This window comes from Priestia sp. JSM ZJ58 (assembly GCF_044383985.1).
Lineage (GTDB): Bacteria > Bacillota > Bacilli > Bacillales > Bacillaceae_H > Priestia > Priestia zanthoxyli.
Window position 1 is genome coordinate 2,814,401 of sequence record NZ_JBISEM010000001.1, and the last position, 23,072, is coordinate 2,837,472.

Sequence of the window (23,072 nt, forward strand, 5' to 3'; positions counted from 1 at the left end):
AACACTTTTAGCCCATTTACAACATATAGTAGTGTATTAGATAACTTTAATTAATGTCTCATATGTATCGGGAGGAATTATGAAAATAGATCTCCGTTCTCCGCAAATCATTTTTGATGACCTCACCGTAAATACGGTTAAAAACAACGCAGGAGTATTTATAGGAAAAAATATGCAAAAAAATTGGGAAACTACAATCAGCAGCAGCAATTCAGGTTTTGGCACAATTTCGGGAGATGATAATCAACTATCCTACAATACACATCTTGTTCTTGGTGAAGATGATGTAAATGACTCTTTTAAGCAGGCCGCAAAAGAAGCTTAACTCTACGATTTTACTCATCATTTTTTTTAGGGGTTTTCGCCACGGTGGTATTATTTAAAATTTTATTAGAATGACCAACTATTTTTCCAAAACCGTCAGAAATTTGACTTTTATGACTCCATTTATATTGAATATTAACGCCATAAAAACACCTCACAGACAGCAATTTATTTCAGTTAATACCATATAAAACTCAAATACATGATCTTATGTTTAAATTCTTATCTGCTTCGTCTCTTTAATCATTTAAGCTTTTACGCCTTTTCTATGATATTTACTCCATTTACTATAAAAGTATTCCTCTCATTACTCTTGAGTGTTATTCCTCTAAAATAAGCTAGCAAAAAAACCATCTGTATAAAAGATGGTTTAAGCCTGTTACTCATATATCCTCCCCACTCTGCCAAAATAACCGATTGATAGAATGCCTAATTACTTTTACTTCTTTAACTTTGTGTAACAGGAGCATTGTTGAAATCTATGTGTTCAGAAAAATTGGAATCAACGACGTCATTATCGTTAATAACATTTACCATTTGAGAGGCAAAGTTATTATAGCCAATTATTTCACCAAACCCCGTATTACTTTTCCAATTCACTTCCCAATCTGATTGAGTATTTTCTCCTGTGAAAATACCAGAGTTATTAGAAATATACGTAACATTAAGATTAGTAAATTTTATAATCAACTTTTCTCAACTTCTTTCATCTTCTTTTTCCTAGAACTGAGAAACTGGCTGAGGATTAATATTTTCAGGCTGAGTAATTGGCGTATCACAAACATCCTGATCATTAATGATATTCGTGCTGCCCAATATAGCTGAATTTATAGCAAAACCGTTTCCTAAGTTAAATTTACCTTGGGAATTCCAATCTGGCTGGCTATTTTGACCTGAAGCAATTACTGAATTGGACACCATACTTACCACGTTTATTTGGTTGAAAATGACGGAAACAGGCATTAGTCCATTCCTCCGCTTTCTAAAATTTTAATGTAGTATATGCGTCCGTTTAAAGTATGGTTCAATTGATTTTCTGCAATTAACATGTTCGTTAAATCTATCGCCACTAAATTCATATATGTTCTTCTCGTAAACCCTTTGTACTCCCCTACCTAGTAAGTTTAAAACGGGAGTTTTTTAATCGCCCTGAATAAGGTGAAGCATTCAGGCATCACTTCTTCTTTGTAAGCGGCCATGTCTTGTAGTTTGTATTTAGAACATAGTTTTATCAAATAAAGAAAAGAGATTGAGACATCACGAGATCAATCCAATCCCAGAAGAAACGAACGGGATAAAAAATCGAGTATGAATCGCCTATGACACTGCTGTTGATTTCGGTGCAATACCTTACTTTTTATAGGATGATGTTGAGCTTCCTCGCCGTTTGCGCTCCTGCGGCGAGTTCTTATCTATTTAGCTTTTCTAGACCTTGTCCTTCAACCAATCGCTAGAATCAGCTACATACATAAGGTCTACGTTCAGCCTATCCATGAAAAAAACCGAACGATTCACCGTTCGGATTTTTCTTCAACTAATATACGTTTGTCTCAGCCTCTTTAAAGTTCTTTAATATATTCAATGACCGAATCTGGAAATTCGTTTCGAATTCCGCAATTCCCACAATAAAATCCGCTATATTCGTCTGTCGCAACGTACTGTCTTAAAAGAAACAATGTTAACCTGTTTGGGAGACCGCATTCTGTGCAAAACGCCAGGTATTTGCTGCGCTGTCTGTTTGCTGACATACGTTTCATCCTTTCGATTAACTATAGAAAGCGTTTTCTTATTTATATGGAGCTTTCTTATTAGTTTATGACAGCAATTACGGTCTATCTCCAATTATTGTCGCGACGAGAAGGGCGGAATAAACGCAGAATTAAATTAATTATAAGCACAATAGCCAAAATGTTAATTAATAACCCAAAAATCCCGCCCAGTGCACCCATATGACCAAGCAAACCGCCAAATAACATCCCTGCCAGACCGCCGTACAGCAGTCCACGAGCGAATCCTCCTCGTTTTGAACGGGTAACGCCTCGATTTACAGTTCCATTTCTGCGATTTGAAAAATTAGATCTCGGCTCATTTTGTCTAACGCTTGGCTGTCTATTAAACGACCGCTTCCCCGAACGATACGACCTTGCACTTACGTTATAGTCGTCGTGATAGGAAATATATTCAGCTAAGGGAGATAAACTTAGCGAAAAAATCAATGCTACGGCAATCATTATTTTTTTCATCTGCTTTTTCCTTTCTTCACCTAATAGTAACTGTTTATTATAGTGCGCTGTTTCATGCATATCATACGTTTTGACACAAAAGGGCATTTCAGCTTCATACAAAATTTTTAATCGGGTATCATAACGTTATACTTTGCCCTAGAAAGGAGCGTGCATGTACATGATACGAAGAATTAGTATACTGCTGTTCACACTGTGCTTCTTATTGAATGGAGCCCTTCCTGCACTATGTAAAGCGGAACAAGTAAAAAATATAGCTGTGCGTGACCGTTTGCTTTATCAAGGTAATAACCACCTAAAGGAAACCGCCCTAACATTTGATGATGGACCAGATCCGCGCTTTACTCCACATGTATTGGATCAATTGAAAAAGCATGGTATTAAAGCAACCTTTTTTCTTATTGGGGCAAAAGCTCATGAACATCCTGAGCTGGTGAAGAGAATGGTAGCTGAAGGTCATGCTGTTGGAATTCATACCTATTGGCACCCCAATTTACTAAAAGAATCGACTGAAAAGTTTCACTGGGAAATTGCCAAAACTCAGGCTATTATTAAAAACATTACCGGTTTTGAAACACAGCTGTTTCGTCCTCCATATGGAAATTTAACGCAAGAAATGATCAGCGAGCTGCCAAATGAAAATGTCTATGCGATTAACTGGTCTTCTGATTCATTAGACTGGAAGCAAATCCCAGAAGCAGAAATCACCAAGAATGTATTTAAGAACATGCACGCCGGAACAATTGTTTTGATGCACGACGGAGGCCATTGGACCATGGACCTTTCCAACACCGCAAAGTCGCTGGATACCATCATTCCTAGACTTAAACAAGAAGGATATCATTTTGTGACCGTCCCAGAACTTTTGCACATCCCTTATCCAAAAAATTAAGCTCCAACGAGTTTCTGATATAGAAACTCGTTGGAGCTTTACGATTTCCCTTAATAGAAAGTAAATATGCCCCTCCTACAAAAAGTGCGTGTCAAAAGATCTAATTCAAATCCATCTTAAAACTCAAAGATATGCCTTATTTCTTCAAAACGTTATCATACTAAAGATACAAAATGAGGCATTCTTTTTTTGTTCCATCGCTCTACAATAGAGGGAATTTAAGGATAACCTCTAAAATAGGTTTTAAGTTGCATGATTAGGAGTAAATATTACTATAACTACTCTCATATTTTTAGACAAGCTGCATATGTATAAAATGAGAGAGTCGAACGCATTCCACATATCCCTAAATTTCTTCTTCTCACAAAAAAATTGACGAACTTTTTTTGTCAACAGGTGCGTATAGATATGATAGAATTCCTATATAATGACCTGGATTCATTTCTAAACAAGGAGTTTTGACTATGATTAATGAACAAGAGACGTTGTTATTTATTAAAGAACTTGGCCGCTTGTTGAAAGACTATCAAAACTGTTCAAACGCCTCTGTAAAAAGTGAAATATATAAAGATATCGTGTTGTTGAGCAATGTTATCCAGTTAGATCACGTGAACGTTTCTTACGCTTAGAAAATCCTTTTTATTTCTTTATAAATTTCAGTTTTTCTACTATAACTACAGAAAAGGAAGAAAAGAGACGATTTCCATCCATCTCTTTTCTTCCTTTTCTCGTTATCGTTTTTTATGGTTATTCAGAACATAGTTTTATTAAAATTGCTATAGAGTTTTTCTAGTGTCTTCGGTCCAACTATTCCATCTACCTGCAGATAAAGTGCTTGTTGAAAAGCTTTTACCGCTTTGAGAGTGGCAGACCCGAATATACCGTCTGCGCCTCCAGAAAGAGAATAACCTAAGTGAATAAGCATACGCTGGATTAACTGTACGTGATTTCCTCGATCTCCGTATTCAATTAGCACTCTTGAAGCCTTTTTCGTCTGTTTCTCAGGTTTTTTTCCACTTCGAAGCTCCGACAAAGATAAACCGAATGTATATTGAAAATGAGGATAATCTTTTAAGCTTTTCCAATCTCCTCCCCATTCCAACCCGATCCTTTTTCCTACCTCTCCCGCTTTGTTCCATCTTCGATCAATGGTCCAGTCAACTTCTCCGTTGTTATCAAGCAGCGCAATATCAATAGCTAGTCCATAATTATGATAAGAATAGCCGCCTTTGGCATTAGTCACGATACTTCCTGGTGTTGTTCGGCCTTGTGAATATAGTTTATGCTGCTGCTCTATCGATCTAAATCCTTCAGTGATCACAATAAATATACTTTCTTTATATGCTTGCCTAATGAGTTCGTACGCTTTTTCTTGCACTATTTCATGTACATTCTGCAGCTTATTTTCTGCTTTTTTTAACAGCTTGTCTAATGATAAATCGCTCATACTCCCCACTCCTTAACTAGATGGCTTCTCCTTATATATACGTATAAGACAAACTCTAAGGGAGGCATCCAGTATCAGTTTATGCGAGAAGTAGTAAAATGGTGCAACAGTGCCGCCTGCTGTGTAGAGCTGCTGTTATTTCAGTACCCAGTGGCTGATAGCCTTCGCTACTCCGTTGTTGACATTTGTATCTGTCACCCAGTCCGCTGCTTCTTTTACAGCTTCCTGAGCATTTCCCATGGCGATTCCACAACCTGCCGCTTCAATCATAGCCATATCATTTAAGCTGTCTCCCATTGCAATGACTTCATCCATTGAAATGCCCAAACGTTCACATACAGTCATGATCCCTTTTGCTTTGTTAATACCAAGTGCATTAATTTCTAGATTCGTTAAACTAGAATTGCTGATTTCAAAATCTGAAATGCCTGCTATTTGTTTCAGCACTTCTTCTCGTAAAGCATCATCTGGAATATCGTAGCCAAACTTCAGCCATTCCTGTGAAGCAATATCTTCTGGAAATTCATCTCTCCATACTTTATCCGTCGTCACAGCCCAGAAGTTAAGCTTATGCTCTTGCGTTAGATTCCACATTTTCTCAATGTGTGAAGCATCAATTAACTTTCGTTCTACAAGCTGTCCAGATTCATCCCAAATTTCACTTCCGTTTACTGTAATAAGGTAAGAAGACAGCTGAAGAGACTGCGCGTATTCACGGCATGTTAAAAGAGATCGCCCCGTGCTTAATACCACATGAACACCTTGTTCTTGAGCTTTAGCAATGGCCGCACGATTTTCTTCAGAAATTTCTTGCTGATCGTTCAGCAGGGTTCCATCCATATCTAGTGCAATCAGTTTAAATTCTTTCTTTTCATTTGTTTGCATCTTTCTCTCTCCTTCTCATCAATAGTAAGTATGACCTTACGGTGAGCATTTGGCTTATACTATGTAACTCTTACTATAACTGTAGCACAGGAGCATTTCACTCTGCATCAGATAAGCGCTAAAATGGTCAATTATTCTATGGGGAATAATTGAAGGAAAGCAGCATACCTTTGCCGTAATTTATATTTAAAGCTTTTCATTTTTATTTATTTCAACTAGAATTTTGGTAAAAGGATGTGAATGTTATGAACACTATTATTTCACCGGCTGACTTACATACTGCATTACAGCAACCCCAACACTCCATTGTGTTGCTTGACTGCCGATTTACCCTTGGAAAGCCTGAGGCAGGAGCAGATGCTTATCAAAATGAGCACCTCCCGGATGCTCATTATTTGGATTTAGAAAAAGATTTGTCCTCTGTGGCTACTTCTCACGGAGGCAGACACCCGCTGCCCGATGTTCAAAAGCTCGCTCAGAAGCTCGGCAGCTTAGGAATTAATGCTGATTCCAGAGTCGTCGTTTATGATGAACAAAACGGAATGATGGCTTCAAGAGCATGGTGGCTACTGCGATATATAGGAATTGAATACGTACAAATTTTAAATGGAGGTTTTACTAACTGGAAAAAATCGGGATATGAAACAACTAAGAGCGTTCCAGCAGCTTCTCCTCAAACTTTTGTACCTTTCGTTCAACAAGACTGGGGACTTGCAGGAGTTGAATACGTAAAAGAAAACCTTCATAATCCTAATGTCGTTCTTATCGATTCTCGTGAAAAAAAGAGATATCTAGGCTTAGAAGAACCTATTGATTTTATAGCAGGACATATTCCAGGCGCCATTCATTCTTTTTGGCAAGATGTGTTAACTTCAGAAGGTTTATGGAAAACAGATAAAGAGTGGAAGGAGATGTTTTCAGCTATTGATTCTCACGCTGAAATCATTGTATACTGCGGATCGGGTGTATCTGCTTGCCCTAACGTTTTAGCTTTAAAATCAGCAGGTTTTCCAAATGTAAAATTATATGCCGGCAGCTGGAGCGATTGGATTAGCTATCGTGACAATCCAATCGAGAAAAACAGATAGACAAAGAAGGCTCAGTCTCACCAAAAGTATAGAGACTGAACCTTCTTTTTTTGTATTTTTCTTATTAGCCTCATGTTATTTACTAAGCCTCAACATAAAATCATGAAGCCGCTCTAAGGTAAGCAAGTTTTGATTACACGCTTCGCTATCTTGACAAATATAATTTCCTCGTTGGGTAAATGTTCCTTGAACAGTTCCTTTGATTTCAGCAGTGAACATACCGACTTCTTCGTAGCTGTGACAAAGCGTGCATATTCCCTTCTGGTTGATAGGTTTAAACGTTCCTTGAATACCTTTTAGCTTCTGAGTATAGAGATCCTGCGCTACGATAAACTTTTTGTTTGAGCCTTTATCGACCCAGCTAACATATGAAATGCTCCCTAGATCAATGGTATCAACTGAAGGAATCTTTAACTTTTTCACTTTCGGAAACAATTTTTTCACGCCAGCTTCTGTAAACGATTTAAATGGAATCACGTAAGGCTTTATCGTTTCTAAAAACACCTCTGCTTGTTCTTTATTTTTAACTTCAGCAACCGGTAGCAATAACTCTTCCTGTTCCTCAGTAAGAACTTCAAACGCGTTTAATACTTTTTCTTTTGCAAGAGCTTTTAAAGCCTGCAGCACATCGGAATTGTTCACTGTTCCATACCCATTGATAAGAATTTGCGTTTGGCTTTTGATAAAGTTATATTGATCATTTCTTATAAACGCTTCCACGATCTTCACTCCTTCTTCAGGTAATCAGCTACTTTTTACTTTACCGTATGGATTCCTTTTACGAAATGTAAAAAATAAATCAGAAATAAACTATACCTAAAAAAGCGCGGGCATTCAGTCGCCCGCGCTTGATTTTTACCGTTGCTTTTTATATACAATTTTTTTGATGGTTTCGGTTGATAAGAAGTATTCACGGGCTAGCTCCTCGATTGAAGCTCCTTTTTTGAACAACGTCTTAATCTGTTCGTTTCGCTCGTCAATCAACTTTCTTCCACCAGAGCAAGTGCCCCATTTCTTCCTTGCCTTCTGCGGCTTCGGAATATAAATGGTTTCTCCTTGAATATATTTTTGAATTTCACTAATCAGCTCTTCAGGTAAAATATTTGTTGCTTTTACATACGTCATTTCTGCCAGCTCCTTATGTGATTTTGCTTATACAATAAGGGGCAAAGCCGTATATATTAGAAATGAGATATGCTCGGTTAGGCGATGTCTATTACTAAACCGTCCACCCCATGCAAAGTATCGCCTCTCTAATATCAGGCTTTGCATGAGACGCTGCAGTATCCGGTAAATATCTTTTATTCACCATTTATTACACCTCCGCTTTACATCGAATGGAAACCAAGCTTGTAGAAAATTACAATTATTGGCTCAGATTTTATTATAAGCTATCTGCAATCTTGCAGACAATACCTTCTTACTTATAAAGATGACACCGTAAATAAAACGAACTTGCAGTGAGCTCGTTGTTCTCCCTGCAAGTTCGTTTTATTTTTGTTATGAACGCTTCTGCTTTTTGTTAGCTGAACTGCTTTGAACATCTTGTTCAGAAGTGGTCGTCCCTTGTCCTTCTACATTTGGTGAACCTAGCTCTGATTTTGAGCGGTCTTTTTTAATTTTACTCATGTCACTCACCTCCAGTTTGTAGTGTACCCTTTGTACAGCTACATATAAGGAGACGCGTGCTGTTTTTATTGTTTCTTGAGCATAAATAGCCATAGAAACGTTAAGGCTTGCTTTAATTCATTTGGGAGCTGTCCAATCAGCTTATCAGTAACATTTCGCTTATATACACCTTCGCCATCGATTACTTCCCAACCATTTTCTTTTGCAAGCTGTTCAAACTCCCACGGCATCATCGTATTGCAAATAACGTCTTCCCCATATAGCCTTTGATAACTGTTGGTACGAGGCTGAGCAGTTGGCCCAAGAATACCTACGCATGCATATCCTCCTGGTTTTACAACTCGGTACAATTCCTTCAAAGCTAATCGAGGATGCTCAGTCCATTCTAACGCATTGATTACCATAACCCCTTCTACTGATTCAGAAGACAGCGGGAGCTTCATAATATCAGCTTGAGCGAACGACAAATTTTCACTTTTATGCAGCTGCGATGCTTTTTGAATCATTTCTTCCGATAAATCAAGACCGATTGTTTTGTATCCAGAAGCAGCTAGAAGAGATGTCCCAAACCCATCACCGCAGCCCACGTCTGCCACTATACCACCTGATTTAAGATGTTTTTGAACAAATGGAATCACTGTTTTCCGACTTCCGTTTTTCCACATTTCTTCACTTCGGCTATTCCAAAATGATACTTTTTGGTTCCACTCGTCTTGAGCTTGATCATGCCAATTAAATGTTGTCATTTTTTATCCCCTTTGCACTCTTTTCTTTACCTTATCACTTTTTATAATGAATAAAAACGACTATTTCAGCAACCATATAGATGTAAAGGAAGGTGTTTATTTGTATGAAAGAACGTTTCGTTGCAGTACGTAAAAATGCAGACGGTGACCTCTTAGAATTCCAAACGGCTTCAGGAGACGTTTTAACCTATGAAGAAGCGTTAAAGAAAGTAGAAGCTGGGGACGTTGAGCATGTGAGTACCTTTGTAGGGAAAGACGGCGGTACGTATATTCGCAGCATTCCTGACCATGACAAAACAAATAATCTCGATGCATTGCCATCGTTTTAAAGGAGAATGGATATGACAAAAAAGAATAACAAAGGAAGCGCTAATCAAAGTAATCCAAAAACGCAGCACCACCTTGTTGAAATGGGTGAAGAAATTTCAAGCGGGGATAATTCAAAGGGAAACAAACGCAACAAAGATCAGTCTAGTAAAACACAATAAAAAAAGCCGTGCTTTTTAGCACGGCTTTTTTTATTAATGTTGGCTTGGAAGACCTAATGTTGAAAAATCTCCTGTTGCTACGCTTGTTCCAACTGAAGCAACACCTGCTACTAATGTAAACGCTAATGCCATACCGACTAATACTTTTTTCATAATTATTTCCTCCTCTTTCTTTGATTTGACTCTAGTGTATCACAGGATAAAAGTAGATGAATTCCTTTCTATCAGCATTTATCACCTTAAAACCATGGATTTCCTCCATTTTGATAGAAATTTCTCAAAAATTATAATGATAGGAATATTTTAAACAAATAGAGCTTCAAGTTCTTTTTCTACTAGCTTGACGAATCGCTCGTTTCGCTGCAAGGTGAAAATGGTCATAGACTTTTCCATATATTCTTTACCTTGTTCAATTTTACCTAATTTGATTAAGCTCTCTCCTGCTTGGTAATGAAGTTCTCCAAATAAATACATTGATTCATTACTAATGCACAAATCGATTCCTCGGTTGCTATATATCAATGATTCATCATAGTTACTCATATCTCCAAGCGTTTTGGCAAGTGCATTTAAAATTCTAATTTTTATATTTTCGTCTTTTGTTTGGGGCAGCTCATTTAAGCTTTTGAGTGCTGTTTGATATGTATCTAGAGCCTGTTCATACTCTTTCTCTTCATAAAGAATAATCCCAATGCTATTTAAAATTTCAATTTCTCTTTCTTTATAAAACGTTGCTGATTGCTTAGTAAGCTCGATCGCTTGGTACATTTTAGACAGCGCATCTTCTTTGTTGTGATGAATGTAATACACGCAAATACCTTCGTGCCACATTAAAAACTGCTTGTTCAGCGGATTTTGAAACAGGGGACTTTCTTTTTCTTTTACAATGATATTATGAATAGCATCATAATCTCTCTGACGAATATATTGACGAATTAACGATTGAACCGCATCTACGTAATCAAGTCGAGGTGATTCTACACTATCAAAAAAGTAGTTAACATCTACGCCAAGGCGCTTAGAAATTTTATAGAGGGTAATGCTTGATGGATATTCTTCACCATTTTCAATTTTGCTGATTTGCGCTTGTGTACAAATGTCTCTTGATAATTCTTGTTGTGTCAACCCTGCCATTTTGCGAAGGTCTCTCATAACACTCCCAATTCTATACTCTCTCATCTCTTTTCTCACCCTTACTTTCACATAATATATTCTCTCTATAAACATATAGTGCTTTTATTTAGATAGTCAACTGTAAACACGTTAAAAATTTATACACTGTTTCGAAATTGACCATTCCCTATAATAGCAAATTAATCTATAAGAGTAAAATAGTGTATTATTTTTCTTCTCTAAAAAATCCGAACGATAAATCGTTCGGATTTTCCTTCAACTAACATATTTTTGTTCCAGCCTCATTTACATTTTTCATTTATAAACAGGATATCCAACAAATTTAAAGTCTTTACCAATTGAAGTAACAGAAAGACGCTCCACGTCCACTGCATCCCACATCTTTTCTACGCCTTTTCCTTCTAGAAAAGTAGGAGCTTCTTTTCCTCCTGAAAGCTTTGGAGCCATATACAGCACCAATTTATCAATTAAACGATTTTCTAGAAATGCGGCATTCACTTCGCCGCCTCCTTCAATTAAAAGAGACGACACAAATTTCTCACCTAGTATAGAAAGCATATCTTCAAGATTTACTTTGTCCTCACCGCTTGTGACAAATACTTCGACGCCTTGTTTCTCAAGCTGTTCTTTTTTTTCTTTTGAATAGCCCTGACTTGTAAATACCCATGTTGGGGCTAAAGAATCCGTTGCTAGCTTGGAATCAAGGGGCATACGCAACTTCGAATCCATCACAATACGAATCGGGCTTCGGCCGCCTTCGATGCGAGTTGTCAGCTCGGGGTTGTCCTTAATGACCGTGTTCACCCCTACTAAGATACCCGCCGTTTCATGACGAAGCTGATGTACATCCAAACGAGCTGCCTCAGACGTAATCCACTTGCTGTGAGAAAAAGCAGTAGCTATTTTACCGTCTAACGTAATCGCTGACTTTAACGAAACAAACGGCTTCTTCGTTACAATATACTTATTGAAGACTTCGTTCATTTGACGTGACTCTTCTTCACATACACCTGTTATGACCTCAATGCCTGCTTTTTCTAAAATTTCAACTCCATTACCTGCTACTAAAGGGTTGGGGTCTAAAGTTGCTATGACCACTTTTTTTACACCGGCTTCAACCAGCGCTTCAGCACAAGGACCTGTACGTCCATGGTGTGAACAAGGCTCTAGCGTTACATAAGCAGTCGCTCCTTGTGCTTGTTCGCCAGCCATTCGCAGCGCATGAATTTCAGCGTGAGGCTCTCCCGCTTTTAAATGCGTACCGATTCCAACGATTCGATTATCGTTTACAATGACAGATCCTACAAGCGGATTTGGATCTGTTTGTCCTTTTGTTGCTTTTGCGTTTTGTAAAGCTATATTCATATAAAATTCGTGATTGATCAAAGAAGAACCTCCTCTTTTAAGTGTCCTGAACGTTTAACTTTGGTGTCTAGATACTTTTCATTAAACTGAGATACATCTCCCCAAAGTGGAACGCGCCCTGATAAAAGTGCACCGTTTTTCTCAAGTGCGATTAGCTTTTTCGGATTATTCGTAATCAGCGTAACAGGTTTTTGACGCAGCACTTTTAACACACTGATGGCCTCGCTATAGCTGCGAGTATCATCTTCAAATCCTAACCCTTCATTCGCCTCTACCGTATCAAATCCGTTTTCTTGAAGAACGTATGCCATTGCTTTGCTGAATAGGCCAATGCCGCGTCCTTCATGATTTGCTAAATAAAATAGCGCTCCGCTTCCATTTTCGACAATCATTTTCATCGATTGTTTTAATTGAAAACCACAGTCGCAGCGTTTGCTTCCGAATATGTCTCCCGTATGGCAGATACTGTGCATACGAATGAGTGCCTCATGCGATTCTTGAAAATCTCCGTACACAAGAACACTCGATTGCTGCATGTCAGCTAAATTAGCTCCTTGCATTTTTTCAATAAGCTCTTCCGTACTTAAAGATCCTTCTTTTACATTATCAGAACGCAACCATGAATACCAACTAAATACTTGTGTCTCTCCATCTAGATTCACCGGAAGCGTGATAGGTCCTACTATATAAATAAAATGATCATCATTTTTTACTACATTAATTTTATCTTTTAAAATTGAAACAACTTTTTCGTTAATCACAGTCATTTCCTCCTCTTATGTGTCTTTCACTTATCTACTCTTTTCACATTGTGCTCAATCTCTCACATGAACAAATATTTTTTCTAGCACTTCACTACATTTATCTTTTTTAATTGATGTATTAGCTTACTAAAAGTAAGTAACTTTACTTGCTTAAAGTATTATATGACGATACATTTATCTTGTAAAGCTTTTATGTTCTCTTTGTTACTTTTAGTAATTAACTTCTTTAATTATATAAATTATATAATTAAAACATAAAAACGTAAAGTAATTTATGTTCTTTAAGTAATTAAATTACACAACACTAGATAAAATGCTGACTTTGTTTTATAATATAGGAAGAGAATGGAGGTAATAACATGGACGGTTTAGCACTCTGCCCGCGTTTTGAAAAGGCTGTTACTATACTAACGAAACGTTGGACGAGTTTGATCATTTTTCAGCTACTTTCCGGCTCACAGCGGTTTTCTCAAATGCAAGAAGCACTTCCAGTAAGCGGAAGGCTCTTATCCGAGCGCTTAAAAGAATTAGAGCATGAAGGAATCGTCATTCGTACGGTTATTCCGGAAACTCCTGTTCGAATCGAGTATTCGCTATCCGACAAAGGATTAGCACTGGCGCCGGTAATTCAGGAAATTCAGACATGGTCCAGTGAGTGGATTACAAAAGAAGAAGTGGAATAAAAGAAATCTCTAAAGAAATCAGGAAGGCTTCAATATCGATGTGCTCACAACCGTTTTCTTTAGAGCTCCATAAATAAAAAAGGCATGCTCCCCTTGAGCACGCCTTTTTTTATTTATATTATTTTCCTAATGATTCATTTTGAGAAATAATACGCTGTTTCTGGCTTTTTCGGCCGTGCAATACAAGGTATACTGCTATAGCTAAAAGAGCAACAATGGAACAGAATACATACATTCCTTTATATCCGGCTGCTGTAGATAAAATACCTAATAAAAAGGACCCTAACCCCATTCCAGAGTCAAAAAACACAAAAAACGTAGCCGTGGCGACACCTCGGCGATGAGGAGAAGCTTTTTTTACAGCAATGGATTGAAAACTTGATGTAATCGTTCCAAATCCTAATCCAATCAATGCTCCAGCTAATAAAAACACCCAGCTTGTTGTCGCTTGGCTAAGCAAAAAGATACCGATAGCTAGAGATAAAATGGACGGATATACCACGCTGTTTTCTCCGTATTGATCAAACCATTTTCCAGTAAAAGGTCTAGAAGCTAATAAGCACACCGCGTATACAACAAAGAAAAAGCTTGAAGCTTGCGTAAAGCCCATTTCTTTTGCATACATAGACACAAACGAAATAACACTTGCATATGAAAAAGCTACCACAAGGCCAGCAACAGAAATAGGCAGCGAACGGTATTCAAAAAACGCCGCAAGACCTTTAGCTGGCTGTATTTTATTTGTTGCAGAAGAAGCTGGCTCCACCTCAGGTACACGAAGTACTAAACTGCATAATGCTGCTAAAACAGAAGATACAATCGCAACGGTAAAGACCGCTGTATGACCCAAAGTATTTGTTAACGTTAAGCCTACAAACGGACCCACTACCATCGCTAAATTCATGAACGTCGCATAGTATCCCATCCCTTCTCCTTTTCTCTGTTCAGGGATTACATTTGCAACAATTGCTCCTGTAGCAGTTGTGCTCATTCCAAAACCAATACCATGAAGCACACGCAGCAGCAGCAGCGCTGATAATGAGTGGATATTCATATATAAAATAGAACCAATTAAAAAGATGAAGACACCTATTAATAGGACTTTCTTTTGTCCTAATGTTGTCATCCACTTACCGGCTAGCGGTCTGAACACAATGCCGGAGACTAAAAAAATTGTCACAATTAACCCTAAGCTTTGCTTACTTGCATGAAGTTCATCCGTTGCAAACAGCGGCAATGTGACAGTTAACATATAAAAAATGACAAAAACAAAAAAGCTAGTCAGTGAGACCGCTAAAAAATCTTTTGTCCATAATTTCGATTTCTGCATGATTTTCCTCCTTTTATCTTTTCATTCGTACCTATTTATTAAAACAAACTAAAGCATAGTCCATAAATAATATGTATACGAATTATCTCAACTCAAACTATTATAGGGTTCATATATGTAAGTGTCAACATGTATTTATCGATTTCATTTTTCTATAGAAACAAATCGATAAATGAAACCTACATTCACCATCACAATGAAAAAATCCGAACGATTAATCGTTCGGATTTCCCTTCAACTACATTACTTTTATCCCAGCCTCTTTTAGAAGCGTCACTTTTTTAAATGAGAAATAATTTGATCCGTTACTTCACTAGTAGTTGCGCTGCCTCCAACATCTGGTGTAATGATACCCGATTCCGTCACTTGCTCAATAACCTCTAACAAATGACTGCCTAATTCTTGTTCACCGAAATGATCCAACATCATTTTAGCCGTCCAAATCTGTCCGATTGGATTTGCAATTCCTTTTCCGACAATATCAGGAGCAGACCCGTGCACCGGTTCAAACATCGAAGGATATTTTCCGTTCACATTAATATTTGCAGCAGGAGCAACGCCAATACTCCCCATAATAGCAGCTCCAATATCTGTTAAAATATCTCCAAATAAATTGCTTGCCACAATGACATCAAAACGACTTGGATTTGTTACGAAGAAAGCCGCCAGCGCATCGATGTGCTGGGAATCTGTTTCAATATGAGGATAACTCTTTGCAACATCTTGAAACACTTCGTCCCAAAACGGCATGGAATGAACAATTCCGTTTGACTTCGTGGCGCTTGTAACTTTGGCTTTTCTTTTAGAAGCTAATTCAAAGGCATAGCGCATCGCTCGTTCTGTTCCTTTTCGAGAAAAAACCGCATTTTGAATCGAAATTTGATCTTCTCCTTGATATATCCGGCCTCCTACTTCACTGTATTCCCCTTCACTATTTTCACGAACAACAATTAAATCAAAGTCTTTTGGGTTCGTTAGTGGAGATGCGATGCCTTTTAGCCTCTTGGCCGGACGAATATTAATTACCTGCTGAAATTCTCGACGAATCTTAATAAGCAGACCCCATAGCGACACGTGGTCTGGCACAAGATTTAAATTTCCTACGGCTCCTAAAAAAATTCCGTCAAAGTCTTGAAGCTGCTGTAGCCCATCTTCCGGCATCATTTGTCCGTACTTCAAATAATAATCACAGCTCCAAGGAAATTCTGTAAATTCAAATTTTAATTCCCCGTGAAGCTCTGCAATCGTATGAAGAACTCTAACTGCCTCTGGAACAACTTCTTTCCCTACTCCATCTCCTGGTATATTCGCTATTTTTAACGTTTTCATCAAAAGTCCCCCTGCGTCTTTTTATATAGATCTATACACAATACCTCATGGATTATACTCTTTTGATTATACGCAGGGAAAATAATCATCTCAAGAAAATTCAGAATATACAAACCGTGAAAAAGACATCCCTCAAAGAGATGTCTTTTTCAAATCGGCAAAAACACTCCAGGTGCTTCCCCATGTTCATCGTCATCGAGCCACCATTTAAAGCCTTCCTGTGCAACTAATTTTTGTGCTTCTTCAGGGCCTTGTGAACCAGATGGATATTCATAAAGCGGCAGCATATCAGCTTCGAATGCATCTAATACTGGCTGTACCCACTGCCAAGATAGCTCTACTTCTTTCCAATGGGCAAAAAATGTGGAGTCGCCGATTAATGCGTCGTAAATAATTCGTTCATATGCCTCCGGCACACTTTCTTCTTCTCTTGAAAACGTAATACGAACCGGCTCAATCACACCATTTTTTAATGGATTTTTGCTATTAAGCTGCAAAGCGACGTTTTCGCTTGGGCTAATTTCAATAATAAATAAGTTTGGCGCTACTTTATCATAAGGAGTTTCATACAGACCTTTTAACGAATCTTTAAATTCAATGACGATACGAGTTGATTTTTCTTTCATTCGTTTACCCGTTCGAATATAAAAAGGAACACCTTTCCAAAATGGATTATCAATCCATAAGCGAGCGGCTACAAACGTGTCATTTTTAGAGTTTGCTTCTACGCCGGGCTCTTCTTTGTATCCTTTAACAGATTTGTGATCAATTTCTCCGCTTCCGTATTGTCCTCGTACAACATCGCGAGCTACTTCTTGTGCTGGAATTTTCCTCAGTGACTCCATTACTTTTTGCTTTTCTTCTAAAATGTTTTCTGAGCAAATTCGTTTTGGAAGATGCATGGCTGTCATCATGAGAACCTGCAGCATATGATTTTGAATCATGTCGCGTATGGCTCCCGTATGATCATAATACCCTGCACGATTTTCAACACCGACTGTTTCACTTGCTGTAATTTGGACATTCGCAATGTGTTTGTTATTCCACAATGATTGCAGTACAGGGTTCGTAAATTCAAGCGCTTCTAAATTTTGTACCATCGGTTTACCTAAATAATGATCAATTCGATAAATTTCTTCTTCTTTAAACGTACTGCTTAACTTTTCATTAAGCTTTCTTGCTGAAGCAAGATCATGTCCAAACGGCTTCTCAATCATAAGACGCTTCCAGCCTCCGGTTTGATCCAAGCCGCTTTTTTTTATATGCAGCGCAATTACATCGAAGTATTCTGGTGCTACAGACAAATAAAACAAACGATTTCCTTTACTTCTATGAGTTGTTTCTTGCTCATTCACAAGATTTAGCAGCTGTTTGTAATCTTCTGTTTTGCTTGCGTCTACTGCTTGGTAATGAAACAGCGACAAAAAATCTTCCTCGTTACTTTCCATTTTCCGTCTCGAAAAATCGTTTATAGATTGCTTTACACGCTCTTTAAAATCCTCATGAGATAGCTGCTCGTACCCTGATCCAATAATAGAAATAGCATCAGGGAGCTTTTTGTCTGTAAATAAATTATAAAGAGCAGGAAAGATTTTTCTTTTTGCTAAATCACCCGTTGCGCCAAATAAAACAAAAGTTAAGGACTCCACGTTTTTTCCTCCCGTCAGGTTGTATGTATGATGGATTTTCTCTTCTCCTAGCTTACCTCTGTTTATTTGGGAATATCCTTTTTTCATCAAAAAGGACGCTCACAAGTGCGAGCGTCCTTTGTTATTCACATTAAAATATTTGTCATTCCCCACAGCAGCAAAAAGCTCAGCAAAATCGTCATATTTGAAACGGTCCCGACAAATTTCTGATCGTATTTGAATTCTACTGCGTAAGGTAAAACGGATCCCGCTACGGGTAGAATGAAACAAACTAAAATTGTATACCGGAACATATCTTCAAATGGAAGCAAGAAAAACAGCGCAATTCCTACGCCAAGTCCGATCACATAGCGAATGCTTAAAAACATGATAATTTTTTTTAAGTAGCTTTTTTGGAACGAAAAATTTAAATATACGCCTAAAAGCAAAAGAGAAAGCGGCATATTCGCTTTAGAGATAATACCTGAGACGTCTAAAATATATGATGGTAAATGAAGGCCTATAATCGCAAGAAGACAAATGATTACATAGGTCAGAAGCGGCATCGATTTTAATACTTTGTATAAAATCTTTTTAAATTCAATATCAATATCGTCCCCTGAATAGTAGCTGCCAATTACATAGCATAAAACAAAAATAACAAAAGCATTTCCGACATCAAACATACCAAAGTATTTAAGCCCTTCTTTTCCCCAAATGCCTTCCACTAATGGATAGGCAAACATTCCAATATTAAACCCTGGAATCATCATCGTCAGCATGCCTTTCACCTTTCGCTCATCTTTTCGAAAAACAAAAATTCCGACTGCAGCTAACAGCAAGCCATAGACAATCCCAATAACTAATAGTAAAATAAGCGATCCATCAATTTTAATACTGCTGAATGTAACAATAATCAAGCAAGGCATTGTAATATTAAAAATAATTCTTGCTAAAGCTTCCCCGTCTTTTTGCTGAAGGAGGTTTGTTCGTTTTAGTATGTATCCTAATAGAATAATTGTAATGGAATACAAAAACTGACTGTTAAAGCTACTCATAGACCTACTCCCTTACCTTCTTTTATACTTATTTAATCGATTGTTTTACCCTGTCTTTTTTAATCCTTGTTTCATTATAATATAAGCAGCCTAAAAAGAAACTAGAGAATTGGATGCAGTTTACCTATTTGTCAGACAAAAACAGCTTAGAAACAAACGCAAAAACTTTTTTCTAAATTGATTTTAAAACAGGACATTTTTCTTTTTTATGGAATTTACTTAAAAGGTATGAGTATTTTCATGAGGAGGAAGAAACGTGAAACGAAAAATGATAGCGCTTACTTTTTCTGCTGCTCTTTGTTTTTCCGCTTCAGGATCTCTTGCTGAAGCTGCTAACAAAACAGATGTCATTCCAAATGCTGATCAATCAGCAGAAACCTATTTTGACGGAGCGAACGGGAATTGGCTGACGACTAAAAACCCCGCTCAATATCAGCTGGCTACGCTCTATGGAAACATCGGGCTTACTCCTTATAACTGGGGAAAAGCTGAAGATGAATCAGGCTGGTATCGAATCAATCAGCCCGCTGCGGTTAAAGGAACGCAAGTAAATGGAATTTTTGAAGACGCTCAGTTCGTCATCCGGGTTCCTGATAACTGGAATGGAAAACTTGTGGTAGCCGGCATTCCTGCTACGCGCAACGAAACGTCCACCGATTTATTATTCAGCGATTACGTTCTTAAAAAAGGCTATGCGTTTGCCGCGATTGATAAAGGAACGCAAGGAGAAAGTGACCCTACCGATCCTTTTGCTAAAGTAAAAAATGCGCTTGCTAACGATGACGACAGCGTAGCAGAATGGAATATGCGCTATCGTCAAATGACAAAAGCAGCTCAGCAATACTTGACTACTCATTACTCAGACAAACTAATCAATCCGGCTAATCGAAAAAACCCTGCAAGCGATTTGATTCGAAACGATCATAAAGTACCCACGTATGCAATTGGCATTTCAAACGGCGGATACGTTGTCAGATACGCACTTGAACACGACGATCCAAAACAAACCAAAGAGCCTCGTTTATTTGATGGAGGCGTCGATTGGGAAGGCGTATTGTGGAGTGCAAAAGCGCCAAATTTAATCAGCTCACTAACACCGGTTGTAAACAACGCGGAAGAAGCGCTGTACGGAACGGGAAAAGAGCAGAAAAAAGCTATTAAACAAATGTATAAAGCCGGCCTTCCCAAAGGATCAGAAAAACTGTGGAATTACCATGATCAAGTGTACTGGGCGGTTACTTTAAACATTTACCGTGACCATTTTGATCCGACAGCTCCAGGAAGAACAAACTGGCACAACTATTTAAACTTTACTTCATCAGGCCTGCGCGACCGTTCATGGGACTATATCTTTGAAAATTATCGCTATCAAACCCGTCCAAAAAGCGTAAAAGAAAATGTAGCAAAAGTAGAAAATACGGGCGATATCGATGTGCCTCTTATCAGTATGACTGGCTCTCTCGATTCACTTATCTTCCCGTCTATTCACGCCGAAGGCTATGAAAAACTCGTTAAAAAAGCTGGCAAGGCAAATCTTCATCGCCTTTATACTGTGAAAAACGGAAATCACGTTGATAGCTTAGTGTGGAATAAACAAACGGATCCAAATCAAGAGCTTCAGCCCCTGCTCCCATATGCTCATCAATCTTTTGATTTGTTAGTAGACTGGGTAGAAAATAAAAAAGCAGCGCCTGCAAGTAAAGATATTAAAGCACCAAAAGACAGCCTTAAAGTCATCGACATAAAATCTGGACGAGAAGTAGATCCCCGCTGAGGCTGAGACATAACGAAATGAATTCAGCCTAAAGGCGAACAAATGAGATACATGAGCTGGACTGCTTGTGACACCGAAGTTGATTTCCGTGCAAGACTTCGCTTTCCGCGGGCGGCCGCTGAGCCTCCTCGTCGCTTGCGCTCCTGCGGGGTCTCACCTGATCCGCTTTTTCCGCAGGATTCTTCACCTTGCCCTCCAATCAACTGCTAGAGGGAACGAAACAGATAAAACGATATGTACCATCACAAAAAAACGAACCACTAATCAACATGTTGATTAGTGGTTCGTTTTTCACTCGGGCTAAAATACGTTTGTCCTAGCCTCAGTCTTCATAATAATCAAGATAGAGATGACCCGCTGAGTCTGCTTGCCCTAAAAATACTTTGTCGACTGCAGCACCTTTCTCTTTGAGCTGTTCTTTAACCCACGCTACGCTATACCCCAGCTCATGAACCGCTTCTTTCATTATATTTCCGTCCATGATAATCGTTTGAGGTAATCTCGTCGCCTCTCCTTTTATTAATAAATCTTCTCTTGTAACGTTCTGCTTTTCTTTTTTTAACAGCACGCTTAATTCGCCGTTTGTTTCGAGCATGGCAAAAGCGACGTCTTCCACATAAAAGATGTCTTTTTTGCGAAGCTGTTCCACGAGCTCATCTACGGTATATTTTTCTTTTTTTACATTTTCCTCAAGAATTTTTCCTTCTTTAATGAGGATTGTCGTCGTCCCTTCCACCGCTTTTCGAAAGCTAATACTTTTTAACGATACGTTTGAGACAAAAATAAGAAACGATGCCCACACTAAAATCGCGACTACCCCATGACTTGCCTGTAAATCTACGTCCATTGAAATGGTTCCCGCAATATCACCAATCGTAATGCCAACGATATATTCAAAAAAAGAAAGTTTGGATAACTGTTTTTTTCCTAACAGCTTTGTAATAAAAAACAAGCCAAGTAAAATCAGCACTGAACGAAGTACTACTTCCATCCAATGATTCAACGCATGCACCTTCTTTACTAAAATTGATGTATCTTTTATTTTGTGCATATTTGTATGTATCAAAGCAGATTTTCATCTTCCATTATTTACATACCTTTCACGGCAGGTTAGAGTAGAAAGAAGTAGGAAAAAAATTGGGGGACTTACGATGAACGATGAGGTGTTAACCATATTTAACAACCAACAGGAGCGCATAGGAACCGCGTCTCGCAAAGAAGTTCACGAAAAAGGCTATTGGCACGAAGCGTTTCACTGCTGGTTTGTCAGCCGCGAAAATGATATAGACTATATTTATTTCCAAATTCGCAGCGAGCAAAAGCAAGATTACCCCGGTGCACTCGATATCACAGCTGCCGGACATTTGCTTCATACAGAAACCGCTGAGGACGGTGTAAGAGAAATTCACGAAGAGCTCGGCGTCAACATTTCATTTGATGAATTGCTTCCTTTAGATGTCTTTAAATACGAAGTATCTCAGCCGCACTATGTTGATAAAGAATTTGCACATGTATTTTTATACTACAGCTCTCACCCTCTTAGTGCGTTTACGTTGCAGCAAGAAGAAGTATCAGGACTTGTAAAAGCGCCTTTTTCTAACTTTTGCGAACTGTGGCTTGGAAATCAAACAGAACTGATCATTGAAGGGATAACAAATGAAAAAGAGCCAATTCACCGTACAGCACATAAAAGTGAATTTGCTCCCCATCCCAAAGCTTACTATAAAACAATTATTGCATGTATTAGTCAGCAGCTGAATTCAGCAGAAAAAGCTTAGAATCCTAAGCTTTTTTTGCTGAAAAAATCATATATGTTGCACTGCCAAGCGCAACAAGCTTGCCGCTGCTGTCTTCAATTTTCACTTCTCCAACAGCAAGCGTTTTGCCGCGGTGAGACAATGTAGACTTTGCAACTAAATATTCGCCTATACCCGGCCTTGTGTAATTTACTTTTAACTCAACTGTACTGGCACTTTCCTCCTCAGAAAGAGAAGAACGCACAGCCGAACCAACAGCCGCGTCGATAAGCGTGGCAATAACGCCTCCATGAACCGTTCCTCTTCCTTGCAGAAGCTGCGGTTGAATCGTAATTTTCAACTCTGCATATCCTTTTTCAAGCAGCGTTTCTTCAATGCCAATATAATCCCAAAACGGAATCATCCCTTTACTCGTTCGTTTCATTAATCTCATCCTTTACATAAATAAGCTATGTAGGAAATTCTAGAAAGGCTGGAAAACTCCTGTTTTTACATACAAAAAGCGCCT

At 38.3% G+C, this 23,072-nt stretch carries 28 protein-coding genes; 9 read left to right on the forward strand and 19 right to left on the reverse strand.

What is annotated here, in order from left to right:
* Positions 1-79 precede the first annotated feature (79 nt).
* Positions 80-325 carry a hypothetical protein gene (locus tag ACH6EI_RS14845; RefSeq protein WP_033578760.1) on the forward strand — a complete coding sequence of 82 codons (246 nt, stop codon included), beginning with the start codon at positions 80-82 and terminating at the stop codon, positions 323-325.
* A 719-nt stretch (positions 326-1,044) separates the two neighbouring features.
* Here the strand turns inward: ACH6EI_RS14845 and ACH6EI_RS14850 are convergent.
* The 3 genes from ACH6EI_RS14850 to ACH6EI_RS14860 all read right to left on the reverse strand — a co-directional run bounded on the left by ACH6EI_RS14850 (position 1,045) and on the right by ACH6EI_RS14860 (position 2,567).
* Positions 1,045-1,245, reverse strand: a complete 201-nt coding sequence (locus ACH6EI_RS14850; protein ID WP_223260161.1) for a hypothetical protein — start codon at positions 1,243-1,245, stop codon at positions 1,045-1,047.
* Positions 1,246-1,883: 638 nt separating this feature from the next.
* Entirely contained in the window at positions 1,884-2,072 is a 189-nt protein-coding gene (locus tag ACH6EI_RS14855; protein ID WP_014460480.1) for a hypothetical protein, read from the reverse strand.
* Positions 2,073-2,156: 84 nt separating this feature from the next.
* Positions 2,157-2,567, reverse strand: coding sequence for a hypothetical protein (locus ACH6EI_RS14860; protein WP_028408813.1), 411 nt, complete (start codon positions 2,565-2,567; stop codon positions 2,157-2,159).
* A 160-nt stretch (positions 2,568-2,727) separates the two neighbouring features.
* Here ACH6EI_RS14860 and ACH6EI_RS14865 point away from each other — a divergent pair, with 160 nt between their 5' ends.
* Both ACH6EI_RS14865 and ACH6EI_RS14870 read left to right on the forward strand, forming a co-directional pair.
* Entirely contained in the window at positions 2,728-3,459 is a 732-nt protein-coding gene (locus ACH6EI_RS14865; RefSeq protein WP_028413658.1) for a polysaccharide deacetylase family protein, read from the forward strand.
* 464 nt (positions 3,460-3,923) lie between these two features.
* A complete protein-coding gene (locus ACH6EI_RS14870; RefSeq protein ID WP_013056680.1) occupies positions 3,924-4,088 on the forward strand; it encodes a hypothetical protein in 165 nt (54 codons plus the stop codon).
* 122 nt (positions 4,089-4,210) lie between these two features.
* On the opposite strand, the gene ACH6EI_RS14875 is transcribed toward ACH6EI_RS14870, so the two are convergent.
* Positions 4,211-4,906 carry a peptidoglycan-binding protein gene (locus ACH6EI_RS14875; protein WP_098112516.1) on the reverse strand — a complete coding sequence of 232 codons (696 nt, stop codon included), beginning with the start codon at positions 4,904-4,906 and terminating at the stop codon, positions 4,211-4,213.
* A gap of 135 nt (positions 4,907-5,041) precedes the next feature.
* On the reverse strand, positions 5,042-5,791 hold the full coding sequence (locus tag ACH6EI_RS14880; protein ID WP_028413660.1) for a Cof-type HAD-IIB family hydrolase: 750 nt from the start codon (positions 5,789-5,791) through the stop codon (positions 5,042-5,044).
* A gap of 245 nt (positions 5,792-6,036) precedes the next feature.
* Between ACH6EI_RS14880 and ACH6EI_RS14885 the strand changes: the two genes are divergently transcribed.
* Entirely contained in the window at positions 6,037-6,879 is an 843-nt protein-coding gene (locus tag ACH6EI_RS14885; protein WP_028413661.1) for a sulfurtransferase, read from the forward strand.
* 75 nt (positions 6,880-6,954) lie between these two features.
* On the opposite strand, the gene ACH6EI_RS14890 is transcribed toward ACH6EI_RS14885, so the two are convergent.
* The 4 genes from ACH6EI_RS14890 to ACH6EI_RS14905 all read right to left on the reverse strand — a co-directional run bounded on the left by ACH6EI_RS14890 (position 6,955) and on the right by ACH6EI_RS14905 (position 9,254).
* Entirely contained in the window at positions 6,955-7,599 is a 645-nt protein-coding gene (locus ACH6EI_RS14890; protein ID WP_028413662.1) for a FusB/FusC family EF-G-binding protein, read from the reverse strand.
* Positions 7,600-7,734: 135 nt separating this feature from the next.
* Positions 7,735-8,013, reverse strand: a complete 279-nt coding sequence (locus ACH6EI_RS14895; RefSeq protein WP_285852074.1) for a CD3324 family protein — start codon at positions 8,011-8,013, stop codon at positions 7,735-7,737.
* Positions 8,014-8,379: 366 nt separating this feature from the next.
* Positions 8,380-8,508, reverse strand: a complete 129-nt coding sequence (locus ACH6EI_RS14900; RefSeq protein WP_108674636.1) for a YuzL family protein — start codon at positions 8,506-8,508, stop codon at positions 8,380-8,382.
* 65 nt (positions 8,509-8,573) lie between these two features.
* Positions 8,574-9,254: a class I SAM-dependent methyltransferase gene (locus ACH6EI_RS14905; RefSeq protein ID WP_028413664.1), complete on the reverse strand. Its 681-nt coding sequence runs from the start codon at positions 9,252-9,254 to the stop codon at positions 8,574-8,576.
* A gap of 104 nt (positions 9,255-9,358) precedes the next feature.
* On the opposite strand from ACH6EI_RS14905, the gene ACH6EI_RS14910 reads away from it, so the two are divergent.
* Together ACH6EI_RS14910 and ACH6EI_RS14915 are read left to right on the forward strand one after the other, a co-directional pair.
* Complete coding sequence (locus tag ACH6EI_RS14910) at positions 9,359-9,583, forward strand: DUF3892 domain-containing protein (protein ID WP_013056672.1); 225 nt, start codon at positions 9,359-9,361, stop codon at positions 9,581-9,583.
* A gap of 12 nt (positions 9,584-9,595) precedes the next feature.
* Entirely contained in the window at positions 9,596-9,742 is a 147-nt protein-coding gene (locus ACH6EI_RS14915; RefSeq protein WP_013056671.1) for a hypothetical protein, read from the forward strand.
* Positions 9,743-10,045: 303 nt separating this feature from the next.
* On the opposite strand, the gene ACH6EI_RS14920 is transcribed toward ACH6EI_RS14915, so the two are convergent.
* From ACH6EI_RS14920 to ACH6EI_RS14930, 3 genes are all read right to left on the reverse strand, one after another.
* Positions 10,046-10,921: a helix-turn-helix domain-containing protein gene (locus ACH6EI_RS14920; protein WP_014460489.1), complete on the reverse strand. Its 876-nt coding sequence runs from the start codon at positions 10,919-10,921 to the stop codon at positions 10,046-10,048.
* A 249-nt stretch (positions 10,922-11,170) separates the two neighbouring features.
* Positions 11,171-12,262, reverse strand: coding sequence for a bifunctional diaminohydroxyphosphoribosylaminopyrimidine deaminase/5-amino-6-(5-phosphoribosylamino)uracil reductase RibD (gene ribD / locus ACH6EI_RS14925; RefSeq protein ID WP_033578754.1), 1,092 nt, complete (start codon positions 12,260-12,262; stop codon positions 11,171-11,173).
* The gene (locus ACH6EI_RS14930; protein WP_033578753.1) at positions 12,259-13,002 is read right to left on the reverse strand and encodes a GTP cyclohydrolase II; all 744 of its coding nucleotides are present in this window, start codon (positions 13,000-13,002) and stop codon (positions 12,259-12,261) included. Before ACH6EI_RS14930 ends, ribD begins: the two co-directional genes overlap by 4 nt.
* A gap of 362 nt (positions 13,003-13,364) precedes the next feature.
* On the opposite strand from ACH6EI_RS14930, the gene ACH6EI_RS14935 reads away from it, so the two are divergent.
* A complete protein-coding gene (locus tag ACH6EI_RS14935) occupies positions 13,365-13,688 on the forward strand; it encodes a winged helix-turn-helix transcriptional regulator (RefSeq protein WP_014460492.1) in 324 nt (107 codons plus the stop codon).
* 118 nt (positions 13,689-13,806) lie between these two features.
* Here the strand turns inward: ACH6EI_RS14935 and ACH6EI_RS14940 are convergent, their stop codons facing one another.
* The 4 genes from ACH6EI_RS14940 to ACH6EI_RS14955 all read right to left on the reverse strand — a co-directional run bounded on the left by ACH6EI_RS14940 (position 13,807) and on the right by ACH6EI_RS14955 (position 19,033).
* Positions 13,807-15,018, reverse strand: a complete 1,212-nt coding sequence (locus ACH6EI_RS14940; RefSeq protein ID WP_028413667.1) for an MFS transporter — start codon at positions 15,016-15,018, stop codon at positions 13,807-13,809.
* 273 nt (positions 15,019-15,291) lie between these two features.
* On the reverse strand, positions 15,292-16,347 hold the full coding sequence (locus tag ACH6EI_RS14945; RefSeq protein WP_098112512.1) for a tartrate dehydrogenase: 1,056 nt from the start codon (positions 16,345-16,347) through the stop codon (positions 15,292-15,294).
* Between the two features lie 149 nt (positions 16,348-16,496).
* Positions 16,497-17,996: a glucose-6-phosphate dehydrogenase gene (zwf, locus tag ACH6EI_RS14950; RefSeq protein WP_176344177.1), complete on the reverse strand. Its 1,500-nt coding sequence runs from the start codon at positions 17,994-17,996 to the stop codon at positions 16,497-16,499.
* A gap of 125 nt (positions 17,997-18,121) precedes the next feature.
* Positions 18,122-19,033, reverse strand: coding sequence for an AEC family transporter (locus tag ACH6EI_RS14955; protein WP_033578749.1), 912 nt, complete (start codon positions 19,031-19,033; stop codon positions 18,122-18,124).
* 256 nt (positions 19,034-19,289) lie between these two features.
* Here ACH6EI_RS14955 and ACH6EI_RS14960 point away from each other — a divergent pair, with 256 nt between their 5' ends.
* A complete protein-coding gene (locus ACH6EI_RS14960) occupies positions 19,290-20,807 on the forward strand; it encodes an alpha/beta hydrolase (RefSeq protein WP_098626763.1) in 1,518 nt (505 codons plus the stop codon).
* Between the two features lie 23 nt (positions 20,808-20,830).
* Here ACH6EI_RS14960 and ACH6EI_RS14965 read toward each other — a convergent pair whose 3' ends face one another.
* Both ACH6EI_RS14965 and ACH6EI_RS14970 read right to left on the reverse strand, forming a co-directional pair.
* Positions 20,831-21,010 carry a hypothetical protein gene (locus ACH6EI_RS14965; protein WP_108674634.1) on the reverse strand — a complete coding sequence of 60 codons (180 nt, stop codon included), beginning with the start codon at positions 21,008-21,010 and terminating at the stop codon, positions 20,831-20,833.
* A gap of 119 nt (positions 21,011-21,129) precedes the next feature.
* On the reverse strand, positions 21,130-21,819 hold the full coding sequence (locus ACH6EI_RS14970; RefSeq protein ID WP_226313324.1) for a DUF421 domain-containing protein: 690 nt from the start codon (positions 21,817-21,819) through the stop codon (positions 21,130-21,132).
* A gap of 139 nt (positions 21,820-21,958) precedes the next feature.
* On the opposite strand from ACH6EI_RS14970, the gene ACH6EI_RS14975 reads away from it, so the two are divergent.
* Positions 21,959-22,585 carry an NUDIX hydrolase gene (locus tag ACH6EI_RS14975; RefSeq protein WP_098999862.1) on the forward strand — a complete coding sequence of 209 codons (627 nt, stop codon included), beginning with the start codon at positions 21,959-21,961 and terminating at the stop codon, positions 22,583-22,585.
* A 4-nt stretch (positions 22,586-22,589) separates the two neighbouring features.
* Here the strand turns inward: ACH6EI_RS14975 and ACH6EI_RS14980 are convergent, their stop codons facing one another.
* On the reverse strand, positions 22,590-22,988 hold the full coding sequence (locus ACH6EI_RS14980; protein WP_098626762.1) for a PaaI family thioesterase: 399 nt from the start codon (positions 22,986-22,988) through the stop codon (positions 22,590-22,592).
* Positions 22,989-23,072 lie beyond the last annotated feature (84 nt).